This window comes from Hoeflea sp. YIM 152468 (genome assembly GCF_029210485.1).
GTDB lineage: Bacteria > Pseudomonadota > Alphaproteobacteria > Rhizobiales > Rhizobiaceae > Hoeflea.
Genome location: NZ_JARGET010000021.1, coordinates 105147 through 124125 on the forward strand (window position 1 = coordinate 105147; position 18979 = coordinate 124125).

At 61.9% G+C, this 18979-nt stretch carries 15 protein-coding genes; 10 read left to right on the forward strand and 5 right to left on the reverse strand.

Features of this window, described 5'->3' with window-relative positions:
* The first annotated feature begins 74 nt into the window (after positions 1–74).
* The 10 genes from PZ897_RS11055 (at position 75) to PZ897_RS11100 (ending at position 12958) form a co-directional block, all read left to right on the forward strand.
* Positions 75–974: a hypothetical protein gene (locus PZ897_RS11055; protein ID WP_275752344.1), complete on the forward strand. Its 900-nt coding sequence runs from the start codon at positions 75–77 to the stop codon at positions 972–974.
* Positions 958–2484, forward strand: a complete 1527-nt coding sequence (locus PZ897_RS11060) for a DNA polymerase Y family protein (RefSeq protein WP_275752345.1) — start codon at positions 958–960, stop codon at positions 2482–2484. Before PZ897_RS11055 ends, PZ897_RS11060 begins: the two co-directional genes overlap by 17 nt.
* On the forward strand, positions 2481–5858 hold the full coding sequence (locus PZ897_RS11065; RefSeq protein ID WP_275752346.1) for an error-prone DNA polymerase: 3378 nt from the start codon (positions 2481–2483) through the stop codon (positions 5856–5858). Before PZ897_RS11060 ends, PZ897_RS11065 begins: the two co-directional genes overlap by 4 nt.
* Before the next feature lie 324 nt (positions 5859–6182).
* Positions 6183–7778 (forward strand): ABC transporter substrate-binding protein, encoded by a 1596-nt coding sequence (locus tag PZ897_RS11070; protein ID WP_275752347.1) that lies wholly within the window; start codon positions 6183–6185, stop codon positions 7776–7778.
* Positions 7779–7844: 66 nt separating this feature from the next.
* On the forward strand, positions 7845–8843 hold the full coding sequence (locus tag PZ897_RS11075) for an ABC transporter permease (protein WP_275752487.1): 999 nt from the start codon (positions 7845–7847) through the stop codon (positions 8841–8843).
* Complete coding sequence (locus PZ897_RS11080; RefSeq protein ID WP_275752348.1) at positions 8840–9763, forward strand: ABC transporter permease; 924 nt, start codon at positions 8840–8842, stop codon at positions 9761–9763. The genes PZ897_RS11075 and PZ897_RS11080 overlap by 4 nt, the downstream gene beginning before the upstream one ends.
* A complete protein-coding gene (locus tag PZ897_RS11085) occupies positions 9760–10587 on the forward strand; it encodes an ABC transporter ATP-binding protein (protein WP_275752349.1) in 828 nt (275 codons plus the stop codon). Before PZ897_RS11080 ends, PZ897_RS11085 begins: the two co-directional genes overlap by 4 nt.
* 8 nt (positions 10588–10595) lie before the next feature.
* Entirely contained in the window at positions 10596–11366 is a 771-nt protein-coding gene (locus PZ897_RS11090) for an ABC transporter ATP-binding protein (protein ID WP_275752350.1), read from the forward strand.
* Positions 11367–11377: 11 nt separating this feature from the next.
* Positions 11378–12442 carry a dipeptidase gene (locus tag PZ897_RS11095; protein WP_275752351.1) on the forward strand — a complete coding sequence of 355 codons (1065 nt, stop codon included), beginning with the start codon at positions 11378–11380 and terminating at the stop codon, positions 12440–12442.
* A gap of 99 nt (positions 12443–12541) precedes the next feature.
* On the forward strand, positions 12542–12958 hold the full coding sequence (locus PZ897_RS11100) for a hypothetical protein (RefSeq protein ID WP_275752352.1): 417 nt from the start codon (positions 12542–12544) through the stop codon (positions 12956–12958).
* 13 nt (positions 12959–12971) lie between these two features.
* Here the strand turns inward: PZ897_RS11100 and scpA are convergent, their stop codons facing one another.
* From scpA to yghU, 5 genes are all read right to left on the reverse strand, one after another.
* On the reverse strand, positions 12972–15110 hold the full coding sequence (gene scpA, locus PZ897_RS11105; RefSeq protein ID WP_275752353.1) for a methylmalonyl-CoA mutase: 2139 nt from the start codon (positions 15108–15110) through the stop codon (positions 12972–12974).
* Complete coding sequence (locus PZ897_RS11110) at positions 15107–17113, reverse strand: acetyl/propionyl/methylcrotonyl-CoA carboxylase subunit alpha (protein ID WP_275752488.1); 2007 nt, start codon at positions 17111–17113, stop codon at positions 15107–15109. The genes scpA and PZ897_RS11110 overlap by 4 nt, the downstream gene beginning before the upstream one ends.
* Positions 17114–17209: 96 nt before the next feature.
* Positions 17210–17551: a DUF559 domain-containing protein gene (locus PZ897_RS11115; protein ID WP_275752354.1), complete on the reverse strand. Its 342-nt coding sequence runs from the start codon at positions 17549–17551 to the stop codon at positions 17210–17212.
* A gap of 96 nt (positions 17552–17647) precedes the next feature.
* On the reverse strand, positions 17648–18025 hold the full coding sequence (locus tag PZ897_RS11120) for a hypothetical protein (RefSeq protein WP_275752355.1): 378 nt from the start codon (positions 18023–18025) through the stop codon (positions 17648–17650).
* Positions 18025–18942, reverse strand: a complete 918-nt coding sequence (yghU, locus tag PZ897_RS11125; protein WP_275752356.1) for a glutathione-dependent disulfide-bond oxidoreductase — start codon at positions 18940–18942, stop codon at positions 18025–18027. The genes PZ897_RS11120 and yghU overlap by 1 nt, the downstream gene beginning before the upstream one ends.
* Between the last annotated feature and the right edge of the window lie 37 nt (positions 18943–18979).

An 18979-nucleotide genomic window follows, 5' to 3' on the forward strand; every position in this document is an offset into this window, starting at 1 on the left:
CTGAAATCCGCTGATTGACTCCCGGACCGAGTCTGGTGTTTACTGGAACATAACAGGAACATTGTGGATCGAACATGAGTCTCTCGAGGTTGCAAACCGCGACGGATATTCTCAGAACGCATACCCGTATGCAGGAGGCCCAGGCCCATCAGTCCCGTCCTGCGGCGCTGGTGGGCGCTGACCAGGTGTCTGCGCCCTTGGCCTTGGGCGCCAGTGCCGTTGACCGCCATCTCGAGGGCGGGTTGGCCTGCGGCGGCTTGCACGAGGTGCGCAGCCCGCTGGCGCGGGACATCGGCGCGGCAACAGGTTTTGCGCTGGGGCTGGCGGCCCGCGCCATGCAAGCTGATCGTGGCGGACGCCGGAGCATCGTCTGGGTCAGCGATCCGGCCACGCGCGGCGATGGCGGCGGGCTTTTCCCCGCCGGCCTTGCCCAGTACGGGCTTGATCCGTCAGGCCTGACATTTGTCGAGCCGTGCGATCTGCAGGGCGCCATGTGGGCGGCTGACGAGGCGGCGGGCTGCGCCGGACTGGCGGCGCTGATCTTTCAGATCAAGGGCAATCCGGCGCGCTTTGACATCACCGCCACACGGCGGCTGATGCTGCGCGCGCGTCAGAGCGGTGTGCTGGCGCTGATCCTGCGCCAGAGCGGCGAGGAGGAGGCCAGCGCTGCAGCAACGCGCTGGCGGGTAAACACTCACATGTCCGGAGCAGACGAGACCTATCAACGTGGCGTGGGGGCACTGCGGCTGTCGCTCACGCTGGAACGCAACCGCGCCGGACGCACCGGCCAATGGCTTTTAGCCTGGAACCCGAAAGTCAGAAGTTTCAACCATGCCGCTCCAGACCCGTTATCCCGCACAAGCCCGCCAGCGCATTCTCTCGATCGCCTTTCCGCGGCTGCCGACCGACGTGATCCATCGGAAAAGATGGGGCAAGTCCTGGATCACAGACAGGATTTTGGACGCGCATCCTGAGGCGCCCCCTGTCGTTGTCACCGACACGGTCAAGAACGCCATCCGCATCGTCGCTCTGGATGAGGCTGCCCGCGCCCGCGGCGTGCGGGCAAATCAGACCCTCAGCGATGCGCGTGCGCTGGTGCCCGATCTCGAGTGCCACCAGACCGATGACGCACGAAACCGGGCGTTGTTGTTGGGCATCGCCGGCTGGTGCGAGCGCTATACGCCGCTGGTCGCACTGGGCTCGGCCGCGCCCGGCGATCATGGCCTGTTCATGGATATCACCGGCTGCGCCCATCTGCTTGGCGGCGAGGCGGCACTGGTCGCCGATCTGGAGGCCCGGCTCCGGGCGCAGGGGTTTCACGTCCGGCTCTGTCTGGCCGATACGCCGGGCGCCGCCTGGGCGATGGCGCGCTACGGCCAGACGCGGATCATTGCCGAGGGGGGGCATGGCGAGGCGCTGCTGCCGTTGAGCGTGAGCGGGCTGCGCTTGTCACCCGCCCTGGTGGCCTCGCTCGGCCGTGTTGGTCTCAAGACCATCGGCTGCATTGCCAGCCTGCCGCGCGCGCCGCTGGCCGCCCGTTTCGGTGCGGAAGTGATGCAGCGGCTTGATCAGGCGCTCGGCCGCGAGACCGAGGCGATTTCGCCGATCATGCCGGTGGCGGAGCTGTCCAGCGAACGCCGCTTTGCCGAACCGTTGACCCACCAGGACGAGATCAGCCATGTCATTGCGACACTGGCTTCCAGCATCATCAAGCCGCTGGAACGGCGCGGCCTTGGTCTGCGGCACGGCCGGCTCAAACTGTTCCGGGTTGATGGCCATGTCAGTGAGCTCAGCCTGCAGACGGCCCGGCCGTTGCGCGATCCGCAGAGAATTCTCCGGCTGTTCGAGGAGCGCATTGCCGGTCTGCACGATGATCTTGATGCCGGCTTCGGCTTTGATCTGATGCGGCTTGAGGTGGTCCGTGCCGATCCGTTCGAGGGGGTGCAGGCCGAAATGATGACGGGCCATGCCACTGACGCAGGCCACGATGCGTTGATCGACCGGCTCGGCGCTAGGCTCGGCCTGGATCGCGTCCAGCGCTTTGTGCTCGCCGACACGCACATTCCCGAGCGCAGTTTCGGCCGTCAGCCGGTCGCCCATCTTGGTGCACCCGGTCCTGGGGCGCGAAGATCAGCTGCGGGCAATGCGGCGCTGGCCGAGCCAGCGGATCTGGCCGCCGCCCGTGAGATCATCACCCGCCCGCTGATCCTGTTCGACCGGCCCGAATTGATGCAGACCATTGCCGAGGTGCCCGACGGGCCGCCCTTGCAGTTTCGCTGGCGCGGTGTGACCTACGAGGTCGCCGGTTCGGAAGGGCCCGAGCGCATTGCCTGCGAATGGTGGCGTGATGGCCGCGGCGCCCGCAGCCGGGATTATTTTCGCGTCGAGGATCGCCAGGGCTATCGTTTCTGGTTGTTCCGCCACGGCCTGTATGGACGCGAAACCAGTGATCCTTGCTGGTACATGCACGGGCTCTTTGCATGACCCGGCTTGCATCCGGCCCAGCCTATGTCGAACTGGCCGCCGCCAGCAACTTTTCCTTCCTGCGCGGCGCGTCGCATGCCGAGGAGTTGGTGGTGCAGGCTGCACGGCTCGGCCTTGGCGGCATTGCCATCACTGACCGCAATTCGCTGGCCGGTGTCGTCCGGGGCCATATGGCGGCCAAGGAAGCCGGACTGGCCTTCGCGCCGGGCTGCCGGCTGGTGTTCATGGATGGCACCCCCGAGATTCTGGTCTGGCCCGAGAATCGGGCCGCCTACGCCCATTTGTGCGAACTGCTGACCACCGGCAAACGTCGCGCGCCGAAAGGCGAATGCCATTTGACGCTTGAGGATCTGCTCACCCACGGCGAAGGCCTGCTGATGGCGGTGATCACGCCTGCGGGCGTGCTCCGGGCAGGGCATGATCGCGTGCTGGAGCAGTTGCGTGGCCGCTTCCCGGATCATCTCCACCTTGCCCTGTCGCGGACCTATGGCTGCGCCGACCAGCGTCACATGGCGAAGATCGCGCGGCTGGCGCGCGCGCATGAGCTGCCACTGGTGGCGATCGGCGATGTGCTCTACCACGTGCCCGAGCGCCGTCCGCTGCAGGATGTCATGACCTGCATCCGCGAGGGCAAGACTCTGGCCACGGCTGGCACAAGGTTGCAGGCCAATGCCGAACGCCATCTGCGCCCGCATGTCGAGATGTTGCGTCTGTTTTCGGGCCATGAGGCGGCGGTGGCGCAAGCGGCGAGGCTGTTTAAGCGCATCCGGTTTTCGCTCGATGAACTGCGCTATCAATATCCCGATGCGCCGATGTTCGAGGAACTCGGTCCCGAACCGCTGCCGGCGCAGGAGGCGCTCGAAAAGCTCACCGCCCTCGGGCTGAAAAAACGCTATCCCGCCGGCGCGCCGGAAAAGGTTCTCAAGGCCATCGCCCACGAGACCCGGCTGATCAGGAAACTCGACTACGCGCCCTATTTTCTCACCGTCTATGACATTGTCCGCTTTGCCCGCTCGCAAGACATCCTGTGCCAGGGGCGCGGCTCGGCGGCCAATTCCGCCGTCTGCTATTGCCTCGAGATCACCGAGGTCGACCCCGGCAAGGTCGACCTCCTGTTCGAGCGTTTCATCTCCGAGGAACGCAACGAACCGCCCGACATCGATGTCGATTTCGAGCACGAGCGGCGCGAGCAGGTGATCCAGTACATATACGCGAAATATGGGCGCGAACGGGCAGGGCTGGCGGCGACCGTCATCACCTATCGCGCCCGCTCGGCGATCCGCGAGGTCGGCAAGGTGTTCGGCCTGTCCGATGACGCGATTTCCGCCATTTCCGGCACCAAATGGGGCGGCTGGTCGCGCGAGGTCGATGCCGAGGATGCCCGCCGCGCCGGGCTTGATCCGGCCGACAAGCACCTGGCGCAGATGCTGGATCTTGCCTCCCAGATCGTCGGCTTTCCGCGTCATCTCTCCCAGCATGTCGGTGGCTTCGTCATCACCCGCGACAAGCTGTCTTCGCTGATCCCGATCGAGAACGCGGCGATGGAGGACCGCACCATTGTCGAATGGGACAAGGATGATCTGGAAAGCCTCGGCATGCTCAAGATCGATGTGCTGGCACTGGGCATGCTGACCTGCATCCGCAAGGCTTTTGGCTTGCTGGAGAGCCATTACGATCGCCGCGAAACCCTGGCCTCGCTGCCTGACAATGATACATCGACCTATGACATGATCTGCCGTGCCGACACCATCGGCGTGTTCCAGATCGAAAGCCGGGCGCAGATGTCGATGCTGCCGCGTCTCAAGCCGCGGTGCTATTACGATCTGGTGATCGAGGTGGCGATTGTCCGCCCCGGCCCGATTCAGGGCGACATGGTCCATCCTTATCTGCGCCGCCGGCAGGGCAAGGAGAAGGTTTCTTTTCCCAAGGAGGAACTGCGCGCCGTGCTCGGCAAGACCCTTGGCGTGCCGCTGTTTCAGGAGCAGGCGATGAACATCGCCATCGTCGCCGGTGGCTTCTCGCCGGGCGAAGCCGACAGGCTGCGCCGCGCCATGGCCACCTTCCGCCGTGTCGGCACCATTGGCTCGTTTCAGACCAAGATGGTCGAGGGCATGGTCGCAAACGGCTATGAGCGCGATTTTGCCGAGCATTGTTTCCGCCAGATCGAGGGCTTTGGCGAATATGGTTTTCCCGAAAGTCACGCGGCCAGTTTTGCGCTCCTGGTCTATGTTTCCTGCTGGCTCAAATGCCATTACCCGGATGTTTTCTGCGCCGCCATTCTCAACTCCCAGCCGATGGGGTTTTACGCGCCGGCGCAGCTTATCCGTGACGCCCGTGAACATGGCGTCGAGGTCCGCCCTGTCGACATCAATTGCTCGGACTGGGATTCCACATTGGAGCCGGATGCTGCCCCGCAGCCGCTGTCAGGCCGGCATCGCGACATGAAAGAGGTCATGAAGCACAGCCACGCGGTGCGGCTGGGTCTGCGCCACGTCAAGGGGTTTGGCCAAACCGAAGCCGGGCAATTGATGGCCAGGCGCGGCCGAGGTTATGACAGCGTCCGCGATCTGTGGACGCGCTCGGGTCTGCCGCGCCGCTCGATCGAGCAACTGGCCGAGGCCGATGGCTTCCGTTCCATCGGGCTAAACCGGCGTGACGCGCTGTGGGCGGTCAAGGCGCTCGATCCGCTTTCCAGTGCCGAACGATTGCCGCTGTTTGCCGTCGCCGACAACCACGATCTGCAGAAAGAGCCCGATGTCGATCTGCCGCCAATGCCGCTGGGCGAGCAAGTGATCAATGATTACCAGTCGCTGTCATTTTCCCTCAAGGCCCATCCGATGTCGTTCCTGCGCGAGCGGCTTGCGGGCAAGGGGTGCTGCCTCAACGCGGACCTGCAGAACATTCGCACGGGCAGGATGGTCAAGGTGGCCGGCCTTGTGCTGGTCCGGCAGCGGCCGGGCTCGGCCAAGGGGGTGGTGTTCGAGACCATCGAGGATGAAACCGGTGTCGCCAACATCATCGTCTGGCCCAAGGTGTTCGAAAGGTTTCGCGCCATTGTGCTCGGCAGCCGCTGCGTCGGCGTGCGTGGCAAATTGCAGAACGAGGAGGGCGTCATCCATGTGGTGGCCGAGTATCTCGAGGATCTCACCCCGATGATGGCGCAGATCTCGGACACGGCGGCAGAGATGGGTGGGCTTGCCAATGCCGACGAGGTGCGCCGCCCGATTGATGACATGCGCGGACGTGATCGCAAGCCCGCCGCCCGCATCATCAAGCTGATCCGCGACGCACCCGAACTGCGCCGGGATTATGAGGAGCTGGCGGCCGCCAGAGCGGCGCGCCGCGCCTTGCCGAAAGGCCGCAACTTTCACTGACACTGAAAGCTGTGGCAGATCAGCCCAACCCGTGCACTGCTTTCGATCAGTCTGGCTGGGCATGAGGCTTTGCGAGCCCGGTTATCGACGCGAAATAGAATAAAAATATCGATGACTTGATCAGACCTGCGTGTTCAGACGGATCCAAAATCCGGCATTTTTCGGCTGGTCCCTGCAAGGCGCAATCATAGGCTGCAGAACGGCTCTTCTGCCGTGCTTGACAGTGCAATGGGGCTGTGGCCAGATTGCTGAACCTTCAGGGTGACATGGAAAAATCCGGTGCCCGGACACATGCAATCGGGAACAATCAACAGGGAGTTTATCGTGAAACACGTTCAGAAACTTGTGGCTGCGGCATTGATGTGCACAGCCGCGGCCTTTGCGCCGGTGAAGGCCGTGGCGGAAACGCCTGCCGACACGCTCATCCAGGCTTGGGCTATCGACGATATCATCACCCTGGATCCGGCCGAAGTGTTCGAATTCAGCGCCTCCGAGATCCTCGGCAACTCCTACCAGGGCCTCGTCGGCTACAACGTCAAGGACGTATCCGAGATCTTTGGCGTCATCGCCGAGAAATGGGAGATCTCCGAGGACGGCAAGACCTTCTCCTTCACCATCCGTCCGGACATGAAATTTGCCTCCGGAAACCCGATCACCGCCGAGGACGCGGTGTATACGCTGCAAAGGGTGATCAAGCTCGATAAATCCCCCGCCTTCATTCTCAGTCAGTTCGGTTTCACGCCTGACAATGTCGATGCAATGATCCGCAAGACCGGCGATATGAGCTTCGAATTTGAGATGGACAAGCCCTACGCGCCCACTTTGGTGCTTTATTGTCTGACGGCGACCGTGGGGTTTGTTGTTGACAGCGAACTGGTCAAGAGCCACGAGGCCGATGGTGATTTCGGCTACAACTGGCTCAAGACGAATTATGCTGGTTCGGGCGCCTTCAGCATCCGTGACTGGCGCGCCAACGAAGCCGTCGTGCTGGAGCGCAACGACAATTATTCGGGAGAAGCCCCGCCGATGGCGCGGTCGATCTACCGCCACATTCCCGAAACCGCGACCCAGCGTCTGTTGCTTGAAAAGGGCGACATCGACATTGCCCGCAATGTCAGCGCCGAGGAGATTGCGGCGCTTTCGACCAATGCCGACATCGTTATCGAAGACGGCGTCAAGGGATCAATCTACTATCTCGGCCTCAATCAGAAGAACGAGACACTGGCCAAGCCCGAGGTTCGCCAGGCGATGAAATACCTGGTCGATTATGCCACCATCGCCGACACGATCATGAAGGGCAAGGTGATCCCGCATCAGGCCTTCCTGCCGCGCGGCTTCCTCGGCGCCCTCGAGGACACCCCGTTCTCGCTCAATGTCGACAAGGCCAAGGAACTGCTGGCCGAAGCCGGACTGGCGGATGGCTTCACCGTCACCATGGACACCCGCAACACCAACGAAATCACTGCCATGGGCCAGGCCATCCAGCAGACCATGGCCATGGCCGGCATCACGATGGAACTGATTCCGGGCGATGGGCAGCAGACGCTTACCAAATACCGGGCCCGCAACCACGACATCTATATCGGTCGATGGGGCCCGGACTATCAGGATCCGCATACCAACGCGGATACGTTCGCCCGTAACCCCGACAACTCCGATGACGCGGCCTCCAAGCCGCTTGCCTGGCGCAATGCCTGGGATATCCCGGAGATGACTGCCAAGGCTGATGCCGCCGTGCTTGAAGCCGATGCGAGCGCACGCGCGCAGATGTATGTCGACCTCCAGACGGAGCATCAGCAGACATCACCGTTTGTCATCATGTTCCAGGAAATCGAGGTTCTCGCCCGTCGCAAGAACGTCGAAGGTTTCATCGTTGGCCCGTCGTTCAACGACAACTCCTTCAAGGCGGTGACCAAGTAGTTGACCGCTTCGATGAAAACATCGGAAGGGCACCACCGCGCCCTTCCGACCGTACTTGGCAAGGCCATGCGGCTGGCAGCGACCGTGGTTTTCACGATCTTTGGCTTGCTGGTGGTAACCTTCCTGATCGGCCGGGTGGTCCCGGTTGATCCGGTGCTTGCCGTGGTCGGCGACCGCGCCTCACAATCGACCTATGACAAGGTCTTTGTTGAGCTGGGGCTGGACAAGCCGCTCTACGTGCAGTTCAGCCTCTATGTCGAAAAAGCCGTAACCGGTGATTTCGGTGAGAGCTTTTTGACCAAGAAGCCGATCATCGATGATATTGCCCGGGCGTTCCCCGCGACCCTTGAACTGGCCACCGTCGGCATCATCATCGGCACCCTGTTCGGGGTTCCGGTCGGGGTCTGGGCTGCGGTCCGGCAAGGCAAGCTTGTTGACCAGGTGGTGCGGATTCTCGGGCTCGTCGGCTATTCTGCGCCGATATTCTGGCTTGGCTTGCTCGGACTTTTGGTTTTTTACGCCAAATGGGGACTGGTGGCAGGTCCGGGGCGGATCGATATTTCCTACGAGTATGCCTTCACGCCGAAAACCGGACTGTTTCTGCTCGATACCGCGATGCAGGGTCAATGGGGCGCGTTTCGCAATGTGGTGTCCCATATAGCCTTGCCCGCGGCGCTCCTGGGCTATTATTCGATGGCTTACATCGCGCGCATGACACGCAGTTTTATGCTCAATGAACTGGCGCAGGAATATGTGGTCACCGCGCGGGTCAAGGGCGTGGCCGAATGGCGCATCATCTGGGTGCATGCGCTCAGGAATGCAGCCGTGCCGCTGGTGACGGTGATCGCGCTGTCCTATGCGGGCCTGCTCGAAGGATCGGTGCTGACCGAAACCGTATTTGCCTGGCCCGGCCTTGGACAATACCTGACCAATTCGTTGCAGAATGCCGACATGAACGCCGTCCTTGGTGGAACCTTGCTGATTGGCATCATCTTTGTGGGACTGAACCTGCTGTCTGATTTTCTCTACACCTTGCTCGATCCTCGGGTCAGGAGGCGCACATGACAGCCGACGCGCCCCGTCAGGGACTGAGCGAATGGCTTCAGAGCGAGCAACCAGCCTCCCGCCGACAGGCGCGTCTGGGGCAGGCATGGCGAACCTGGCTTGCTTTCACCAAGAACCGGCTCGGCATGGTCGGCCTCGGCATCGTCCTGCTTCTGGTGTTTGTCGCAATTTTTGCCGATGTCATTGCACCCTATGATCCGGTAATCGGCGGCGATTTGCGGACCCTGCGGCTGCTGCCGCCGTCAATGGACCATTTGATGGGTACAGACGACCTCGCCCGCGATATTTTCAGCCGGGTGATCCATGGCGCCCGTCTGACGCTGATGGTTGTGGCGCTGGTCGCAGTCATTGCCACGCCCATCGGGCTGCTGGTTGGCACCACGTCGGGCTATTTCGGCGGCTGGCTCGATATCGTCCTGATGCGGATCACAGATATTTTCCTGGCCTTTCCGAGACTGATCCTGGCGCTGGCCTTTGTCGCAGCCCTTGGACCAGGCATCGAAAACGCCATCATCGCAATTGCCATCACGTCGTGGCCGCCCTACGCCCGGCTGGCGCGCGCCGAAACGCTGACCATCCGCAATGCCGAGCACATTGATGCGATCCGGCTTCAGGGCGCCTCGCCGGCGCGGATCATCTGGGGTCATGTCACGCCGCTGTGCCTGTCATCGGTGATCATCCGGGTTACGCTCGACATGGCAGGCATCATCCTGACCGCCGCCGGGCTCGGCTTCCTCGGTCTGGGGGCGCAACCGCCGCAACCTGAATGGGGTGCGATGATTGCCGGCGGACGCCGCTTCCTCATCGATTACTGGTGGGTCGCCACCATGCCCGGTGCTGCGATTTTCCTGGTTTCGCTCGGCTTCAACCTGCTCGGCGACGGCTTGCGCGATGTGCTCGATCCGAAGGCCGCGAAATGAAGCCGCTGCTGTCCGTCGAGAACCTGCGTATCGCATTTCCCTCGCGGCAGGGCCCGGTCGAGGTGGTGCGCGGCGTTTCCTTCAACCTCGGCCGCGAGCGGCTGGGCATTGTCGGTGAAAGCGGCTCCGGCAAATCCCAGACCGGACGCGCCCTGCTTGGCCTCACGCCCGTCTCGGGAACCGCGACGGCGGACCGGCTGGAGTTCGACGGCGTGGATCTCCGCAATGCGACTGCGAAACAGTGGCGAAGCTTGCGCGGCGCCCGCATGTCGATGGTGATGCAGGATCCCAAATTCTCGCTCAATCCGGTGATGACCATCGGCAAACAGCTGATGGAGGCGGTCAAGCTGCATGGCGGCAAGTCGGAAGCGCGCGACAAATCGCTGGCCATGCTCGAGGCGGTCCAGATCCGTGATCCCGACCGCGTGATGGCGGCCTATCCGCACGAACTCTCCGGTGGCATGGGCCAGCGCGCCATGATCGCCATGATGCTGGTGACCGAGCCTGACCTGCTGATCGCCGACGAACCCACCTCGGCGCTCGATGTGACCGTGCAGATCGAGGTGCTGCGCATTCTGGACAATCTGGTCACCCAGCGTGGCATGAGCCTGATTTTCATCAGCCATGATCTCAAGCTGGTTTCGACCTTCTGTGACCGGGTGCTGGTCATGTATGCCGGACGGGTGGTCGAGGAGCTTGATGCCAGCAGAATGAGTGAGGCCAGCCACCCCTACACCCGCGGCCTGCTCAACTGTCTTCCCACAATCACAGGCGACTCCCGCCCGCTGCCGGTTCTGGCGCGCGATGACGCCTGGCTGGAGTAAACATCGAGATGGCGCTCATCGAAATCGAGGATCTCGAAGTCACCTTTGGCAGCGGCGGACGGGTGGTGCAGGCTCTGCGCAACGTCTCGCTTTCGGTCTGCGAAGAGGAGAGTTTTGGCATTGTCGGCGAGAGCGGCTCCGGCAAGTCGACGGTGCTGCGGGCGCTGTGCGGACTTGCGCCCGTCACCGGCGGCCGTATGCGTATTGCCGGCAAGGCAGTGCCATCGCCGAGAGACCCGGAGTTCTATCGCCGTGTGCAGATGGTGTTCCAGGACCCTTATGCTTCGCTGCATCCGCGCCACACCATCGATCGGGTGCTCTCCGAGCCGCTCGCCATTCACGGTTTTGACCGCCGTGAGCAACGTGTCGAACAGGCGCTTGATGAAGTCGGTCTTGGGGCAGGGTTCCGCTTTCGCTATCCGCATCAACTTTCCGGCGGCCAGCGCCAGCGCGTCGCCATTGCCCGCGCCTTGATCCTTGAACCCAGTGTGATCCTGCTTGACGAGCCAACATCCGCACTCGATGCCTCGATTCAGGCCGAAGTGCTCAACCTGCTCGACCGGTTGCGCGCCGAACGCGGCCTGACCTATGTGCTGGTCAGTCATGATCTTGCAGTGGTATCGCATATGTGCGACCGGCTGGTGGTGATGCAGTCGGGCGAAGTGGTCGAGCACTTGACCCGTGAAGCCCTCAAGGACCACGTCACGAAAAACGACTACACGAGCAACCTGTTGACGGCGAGTGAGGGTTTTACCCGCGATCCCGCGCCGCAACGCTGATGGAGCCTGCCATGGCGACCACGCCATTCATTGACGGCCACAATGATTTTCTGCTGCGCCTGCTGCGCGAGCCCGAGCGACGGGAAGCCCTGTGGCTTGAGCAGGGCCAGGAGGGCCACCTTGACTTGCCGCGGATGAAGAAGGCCGGTTTTGCCGGCGGCTTTTTCGCCATTTACATCCCGTCGCCGGAAGTCGACGGGGCGCCGGATTATCAGGCGATGATGGATGCACCGCCCTATGATCTGCCGCTGCCGGAGCTGATGAACGCCGACCAGACCCAGGCCACGGCTTTGGCAATGGCGGGACATCTGATGTGGATGGAGCGGGCATCGGCCGGGGCATTGAAAATCTGCCGCACCAGCGCTGATCTGGGCGCCTGCCTGGAGGACGGCACCATTGCCGCGATCATGCACATGGAGGGCGCGGAAGCCATCGGCCCGGATCTCGACGCGCTTTACGCCTTTCACGCCATGGGTCTGCGCTCGCTCGGTCCGGTATGGAGCCGGCCAACGGTGTTCGGCCACGGTGTGCCGTTCCGCTTCCCCGGCGATCCCGACACCGGGCCCGGTCTGACCGATGCCGGCAGGAATCTGGTCAGGGCCTGCAACGAGCTGAAAATCATGATCGACCTGTCGCACCTGAACGCGAAGGGTTTCGACGATGTCGCAAGTCTCTCGGACGCGCCGCTGGTCGCCACCCATTCCAACGCCCATGCGGTCACCCCCTCGACCCGCAACCTGACCGACCGGCAGCTTGCGATGATCCGCGAGTCGGGCGGCATGGTCGGCCTCAACTACGCCACCGTGTTCCTGCGCGAGGACGGGCGCAAGGCGACCGATTGCGGCTGGGACCCGGTGATGCGCCATCTCGATCACCTGCTCGAAAAGCTCGGCGAGGACCACATCGGCTTCGGTTCCGATTTCGATGGAGCAGAACTGCCTGATGTGATCGGCGATGTGACTGGCGTGCAGGCGCTGATCGGGCAGATGCGCAAGCAACAATACGGCGAAGCCCTGATCGAAAAGATCGCCCGCAACAACTGGGTCGCACTGCTGGAGCGGACCTGGGGGGATTAATGCCAAAAATCTATCTGCAAGACAATTTGTGTCGTAGATCTAGGTGTTCAGATTCTCTGCATATATAAAATTTGCATTTGGAAATATTGGAGTTGCATCATGGACGATCATACCAAGGAACGATTGTCTCGACTTGAGAACGCCTCGATCGATGCGTCGACTCAGGGAATTAAAGCGTTACTCCTTCTTAACGGCGGAGCAAGTGTTGCGCTACTTGGCTTCATCGCTAGCGTATTTTCCATAGACATGGATGCGGAAAGGTCGAAGTTGTTTGATGGCGCGGTGTCTTCCCTTGTGTTCTTTGCTGTAGGTGCGGGTCTGTCCGTAATTACTAGTCTAATTTCGTACTTGTCCAACCAAACCTACGTAAGTGCTCTATTGCAGGTAGATCGAATAAAACACGATCAGATTTGGAGCAAAGCGGTTTGGTGGAATCACGCAGCAGTGTTTACCACCCTGCTTTCGATTGGCCTATTTGGTGCGGGTGTTTACAAAATTTGGTCTTCGACAGGCTGATTTGACGAGCCCATCACACGTTCCGCTTCAGCCCCGAAATCCGTGCCAGCACGGCATTGGCCGCATCCAGCACATTCGAGCCCGGGCCGAAGATTTCGGCCACGCCGGCTTCGCGCAGAAACGCGTAGTCCTGTTCGGGGATGACGCCGCCGACCACCACCTGGATATCGGCGCGGCCCTTGTCCTTGAGCCGGGTGATCAGGTCCGGCACCAGCGATTTGTGACCCGCTGCGAGCGATGAGACGCCGACCACGTCGACGCCAAGCGCAATCGCCTTGTCGGTGACTTCGGCAGGCGTTTCGAACATGTCGGTCAGATCGACCTTGAAACCCATGTCGGCAAATGCCGTGGCGATCACCTTGGCGCCGCGATCATGGCCGTCCTGGCCCATCTTGGCCACCAGCACATGCGGCGCGCGGCCCTTGTCGGCGGTGTAGTCGGCGATGCGCGAGCGGATTGCCAGATACTCGGGATCATCGTGATAGATGTCCTCATAGACGCCGCCGATCACCTTGGTCAGCGCATGATGGCGGCCGCCGAAGCCGCGTTCCATCGCATCGGAAATCTCGCCCAGCGAAGCCCGTGCCCGCGCCGCCTCGACGGCGGCAGCCAGCAGGTTTCTCTTGCCGGACGCGGCAATCTTCTCCAGCTCCAGAAGTGCGGCCTGATGCACCTTGCCGTCGCGGCTGTCGCGCATTTTCTTCAGCCGCGCCACCTGGTCGGCGCGCACCTTGTCAGTGTCGATGTTCAAGATATCGACCTGCGGCTCGTCATCAAGCCGGAACCGGTTGACCCCGACGATCACATCCTCGCCGCGATCGATCCGCGCCTGCCGCCGGGCCGCTGCTTCCTCGATGCGCAGCTTCGGCAGGCCCTGTTCGACCGCCTTGGTCATGCCGCCGAGCGCCTCGACCTCGCCGATCAGCTCCCAGGCCTTTTCAGCCAGGTCGGCGGTCAGCTTCTCGACATAATAGGAGCCGCCAAGCGGGTCGACGACATTGGTGATTCCGGTCTCGTGCGCCAGAATGAGCTGGGTGTTGCGGGCAATGCGGGCAGAGAATTCCGTCGGCAGCGCGATGGCCTCGTCAAACGAATTGGTGTGCAGCGACTGGGTGCCGCCAAGCACGGCCGCCATGGCTTCAAACGCGGTGCGGACCACATTGTTGTAAGGGTCCTGTTCGGTCAGCGACACACCCGATGTCTGGCAATGGGTTCTGAGCATTTTCGAGCGTTCGGATTTGGCGCCGAAATCAGTCATGATTTTCGACCACATCTGCCGCGCTGCGCGGAGTTTCGCCGCTTCCATGAACACATTCATGCCGATGCAGAAGAAGAACGACAGCCGCCCGGCAAAGGCGTCGACATCGAGCCCCTTGCTCTGGGCAGCGCGGACATATTCCATGCCGTCTGCCAGCGTGTAGGCCAGCTCCTGCGCCAGCGTCGCACCGGCTTCCTGCATGTGGTAGCCGGAAATCGAGATCGAGTTGAACTTCGGCATTTGCTTCGACGTGAACTCGATGATGTCGGCAACGATCCGCATCGAGGGTTCGGGCGGATAGATATAGGTGTTGCGGACCATGAACTCCTTGAGGATGTCGTTCTGCACCGTGCCTGTCAGTGCCGCGCGCGCGACACCCTGCTCCTCGCCGGCCACGATGAACATCGCCAGCACCGGAAGGATTGCACCGTTCATGGTCATCGACACGCTCATTTCGCCAAGCGGTATGCCATCGAACAGGATCTTCATGTCCTCGACCGAATCGATCGCCACGCCGGCCTTGCCGACGTCGCCGGTGACCCGCGGATGGTCGGAATCATAGCCCCGGTGGGTGGCCAGATCGAAGGCCACCGACAGGCCCTTCTGGCCGGCTGCGAGGTTCTTGCGGTAAAACGCGTTCGATTCCTCAGCCGTTGAAAACCCGGCATATTGCCGGATCGTCCAGGGCTGGCCGGTATACATTGTCGCCCGCACGCCACGGGTGAACGGGGCAAAGCCCGGCAGCTCGGCGGCAGCACTTTCGGGCAGGTCTTCCGCCGTGTAGAGCGGCTTGAGCGTGATGCCTTCCGGCGTCTCGGTGTTGAGGCTCTCGATCGGCCTGCCCTTGAGATCCCTGGTGGCAAGCTCGAGCCAGTCGCGGGTGGTCCTGCTCATTTCGCAAACTCCATGATGATCTCGTCGACGGCCAGGCTGTCGCCGGCCTTCACCGGGATGCGCGCGACGATGCCCTTGCGCTCGGCCTTGAGCACATTCTCCATCTTCATCGCCTCGACAATCGCCAGCGTCTGGCCTTCCTGTACCTCATCGCCCTCGCTGACGGCGATCGAGACGATCAGGCCCGGCATCGGGCACAGCAGCAGGCCCGAAGTGTCCGGCGCGGCCTTCTCCTTCATCAGCCGGGCAAGCTCGGCCACCCGGGGAGAGAACACCTGCACCCGGACATCGACGCCCAGTTGTCTCAGCCGCCACCCTGCGTCCGCCGGTTCAATCTTGATGGCATGGCTCTCACCATTAATGTTGAAAATCGCCAGTCTCGCCCCCGGCGTCCAGTCGGTTGACACCTGCATCGCCTCGCGGCCAGGCAACCGCACCAGGTAGCCGTCAGCAGCATCGTCGATATGGCCGATGATTTCCTCACCGGCGATGCGCACCACCCTGTCTTCATGGCTGCGCCTTTCTGCCTGGCTGAAGCGGGCGCCGGAGATCTGAGCGTTGCGCGCGCCCAGAATGTGGCTGAGCAGAAGCGCTGCGATGGCGAAGCGCTCGACCGTTGCATCGGTCGGTGGGACCGGGCCGAACCCGTCGGGATACGCCTCGGCGATAAAACCGGTCGACAGCCGCCCTTCGCGCCAGCGCGGATGCTGCATCAGCGCCGACAGGAACGGCAGATTGTGGCCAATGCCCTCGATCTCGAACCGGTCCAGCGCGTCGGCCATGGCGTCGATCGCCTCCAGCCGGGTTGGTGCATAGGTGCAGAGTTTCGCCACCATGGGATCGTAGAACATCGAGATCTCCGAACCTTCGGTGACGCCGGTATCGTTGCGAATGGTGATGCCATCGGCCGTGCCCTCCTGTGGCGGCCGGTAGCGGGTCAGCCGGCCGATCGAGGGCAGAAAATTGCGATAGGGGTCTTCGGCATAGATCCGGCTTTCCACTGCCCAGCCGGTGAGCGTCACATCGTCCTGCGAGAAGCCGAGCGTCTCGCCGGCGGCCACGCGGATCATCTGTTCGACCAGATCGACGCCGGTGATCAGCTCGGTGACCGGATGTTCGACCTGCAGCCGCGTGTTCATTTCAAGAAAGAAGAACTCGCGGTTCTTGTCGACGATGAATTCCACCGTACCGGCCGACTGGTAATCGACCGCTTTGGCCAGCGCCACCGATTGCTCACCCATGGCCTTGCGGGTCGCCGCATCAAGGAAAGGCGAGGGGGCTTCCTCCACCACCTTCTGGTTTCGCCGCTGGATCGAGCATTCGCGTTCGCCCAGATAGACAATGTTGCCGTGACTGTCGCCGATCAGCTGGATTTCGATATGGCGCGGCTCCTCGATGAATTTCTCGATGAAAATCCGGTCGTCGCCAAACGAGCTTGCCGCTTCCGATTTCGAGCGGGTGAAACCTTCGCGCGCCTCGGCGTCGTTCCAGGCGATCCGCATGCCCTTGCCGCCACCGCCGGCCGACGCCTTGATCATCACCGGATAGCCGATCTCGGCTGCAATCCTGGCTGCGTGCGCCTCGTCGTCGATCAGGCCCATATGGCCGGGGACTGTGGAGACGCCGGCTTCGGCGGCAATCTTCTTCGAGGTGATCTTGTCGCCCATCGCTTCGATGGCTTTGACCTTCGGCCCGATGAAGGCGATGCCTTCGCCTTCCAGCGCCGCGCAGAACGAGGCCCGTTCGGACAAGAACCCGTAACCCGGATGCACCGCCTGCGCGCCGGTCTGCTTGCAGGCGGCGATGATTTTCTCGGCGATCAGGTAGGACTGGTTGGCGGGCGAGGGGCCAATGTGCACGGCCTCATCAGCCATTTCCACATGCTCCGCATTGCGGTCAGCATCGGAATAGACGGCAACCGTTGCAATGCCCATGGCCCGTGCCGACCTGATCACCCGGCAAGCAATTTCGCCACGATTGGCGATCAGGATCTTGGAAAACATCATAGCTCCTCTCCCCCCTGGAGGGGGAGAAAGCCTTTTCCTGCATTTGCGCGGGCTGTGCCCAAGCAAGTGCTTGGAAAAAGCAAGAGAGGGGGTCTAGCGTCCCGCTGCTGCTTGAATGATCTGCTCTGCGACCCCATCGATATTCTCCTGTATGACCTCGTTCCAGAACCGTAGGGTCCTGTAGCCCTTCATTTCAAAGTATCGATCCCGGTCAGCATCGCGCTTCGATCTCATGTGCTGCGATCCATCCGCTTCCACGATCAGCAACCGCTCGTGACAGACGAAATCGCAGATGTAGGGGCCGAGAGGTTCCTGCCTCTTGAACTTCATGCCGCCCAGTCTGCGCGCTCGCAGCAACTGCCAGAGCACGTATTCAGCCTCCGTCGGATCGTGCCGCATGGCTTTTGCAAATTTGCGCAGCCTGTCCTCGGTCAACCCAACCCCCTCTCTTGCAATTTCTGGCGTTTAGCCTGCGGCTAAGCCACCGAAATTGCTTTCTCCCCTTATGGGGGGAGAGGTTCTCATGCCACCTCACACTTCCAGCACGTCCTCGAATGCGGCGGGATAACTCGCCCGCCCCACGCGCTCATCGATCCGCAGCATGGCCACGTAGGATTGCGGATCGAACGGCTCTTCTGCGGGCACGATCTCGCGCCCGAACAGCCAGCTGATCCGCCCCGCATCAAGATTGCCGCGCTCGAACGGTTCGTCGCCGAACCGGTGCCAGAGCGCGTGCAGAAACGCCGTGTCGGCAAGCTTTTCCGTCGCCGTCCGGTCGGCCATCCGCCGCCGGGTGATGATCGCGGTCACGCCGCGCGGATTGGCGCGACGGATGGTGAACTGGAACCCCGTGCCGGGCAGGCCGGACGGGATTCCGCGATGTTTGGTCATTTCAGGCAGTTTTGCCATCAGGCCTTGCCTTCCTTCTGTGCGTCCAGCTTGTCCTGGGTGCGCAGGGCAAAATCGCTGGCGTCATGACGCTCGTGCAATTGTTCCGACAGCTCGCCACTGGTCTTGTTGACCATGCGCCCGCGCTTGACTGCCGGGCGTTCGCCGATTTGGTCGGTCCAGCGATTGACGTTTGTGTAGGAGGTTACGTCGAGGAAGTCGCCGGCTTCATAGGCTCCGCCTTTGACGAGGCGTCCATACCAGGGCCAGATCGCCATATCGGCGATCGAGTATTCGTCACCTGCCATGTACTCATGATCCTTGAGGTGGCGCTCGAGCACGTCGAGCTGGCGCTTGACCTCCATGGCGAAGCGGTCGATGGCATATTCGATCTTCATCGGCGCATAGGCATAGAAGTGGCCGAAGCCGCCTCCGAGGAACGGTCCGGACCCCATCTGCCAGAACAGCCAGTTGAGCGCTTGCGTGCGTGCATGATGCTGCTTGGGCAGGAATGCGTCGAATTTTTCCGCGAGATAGAGCAGGATCGAGCCGCTTTCGAACACCCGCGTCGGCTGCGGCGTCGAATGATCGACCATTGCCGGGATCTTCGAGTTCGGATTGATATCGACAAAGCCGGAGCCGAACTGGTCGCCGTCGCCGATATTGATCAGCCAGGCGTCATATTCCGCGCCGGAATGGCCGGCCGCCAGAAGCTCCTCGAGCATCACCGTCACCTTGACGCCGTTGGGCGTTGCCAGCGAATAAAGCTGCAACGGATGCTTGCCGACCTGCAAGGCCTTGTCATGCGTCGGTCCGGCAATCGGCCGGTTGATATTGGCAAACTGGCCGCCATGGCCCTTTTTCCATTCCCACACTTTCGCTGGCACATAACCGGCAGGCAGGTTGTTTTCAGGCGGGAACTTGTTGTCTTCAGTCATAAAATCTGATCCTTTCTGGCGAGAAATGTCTCACCCT

Bases quoted from the DNA above. Each gene is read 5' to 3' on its own strand.
- PZ897_RS11055 (WP_275752344.1), top strand. From the start codon at position 75: ATGAGTCTCTCGAGGTTGCAAACCGCGACGGATATTCTCAGAACGCAT.
- PZ897_RS11065 (WP_275752346.1), top strand. From the start codon at position 2,481: ATGACCCGGCTTGCATCCGGCCCAGCCTATGTCGAACTGGCCGCCGCC.
- PZ897_RS11075 (WP_275752487.1), top strand. From the start codon at position 7,845: ATGCGGCTGGCAGCGACCGTGGTTTTCACGATCTTTGGCTTGCTGGTG.
- PZ897_RS11080 (WP_275752348.1), top strand. From the start codon at position 8,840: ATGACAGCCGACGCGCCCCGTCAGGGACTGAGCGAATGGCTTCAGAGC.
- PZ897_RS11085 (WP_275752349.1), top strand. From the start codon at position 9,760: ATGAAGCCGCTGCTGTCCGTCGAGAACCTGCGTATCGCATTTCCCTCG.
- PZ897_RS11090 (WP_275752350.1), top strand. From the start codon at position 10,596: ATGGCGCTCATCGAAATCGAGGATCTCGAAGTCACCTTTGGCAGCGGC.
- PZ897_RS11095 (WP_275752351.1), top strand. From the start codon at position 11,378: ATGGCGACCACGCCATTCATTGACGGCCACAATGATTTTCTGCTGCGC.
- PZ897_RS11100 (WP_275752352.1), top strand. From the start codon at position 12,542: ATGGACGATCATACCAAGGAACGATTGTCTCGACTTGAGAACGCCTCG.
- scpA (WP_275752353.1), bottom strand. From the start codon at position 15,110: ATGAGCAGGACCACCCGCGACTGGCTCGAGCTTGCCACCAGGGATCTC.
- PZ897_RS11110 (WP_275752488.1), bottom strand. From the start codon at position 17,113: ATGTTTTCCAAGATCCTGATCGCCAATCGTGGCGAAATTGCTTGCCGG.
- PZ897_RS11120 (WP_275752355.1), bottom strand. From the start codon at position 18,025: ATGGCAAAACTGCCTGAAATGACCAAACATCGCGGAATCCCGTCCGGC.
- yghU (WP_275752356.1), bottom strand. From the start codon at position 18,942: ATGACTGAAGACAACAAGTTCCCGCCTGAAAACAACCTGCCTGCCGGT.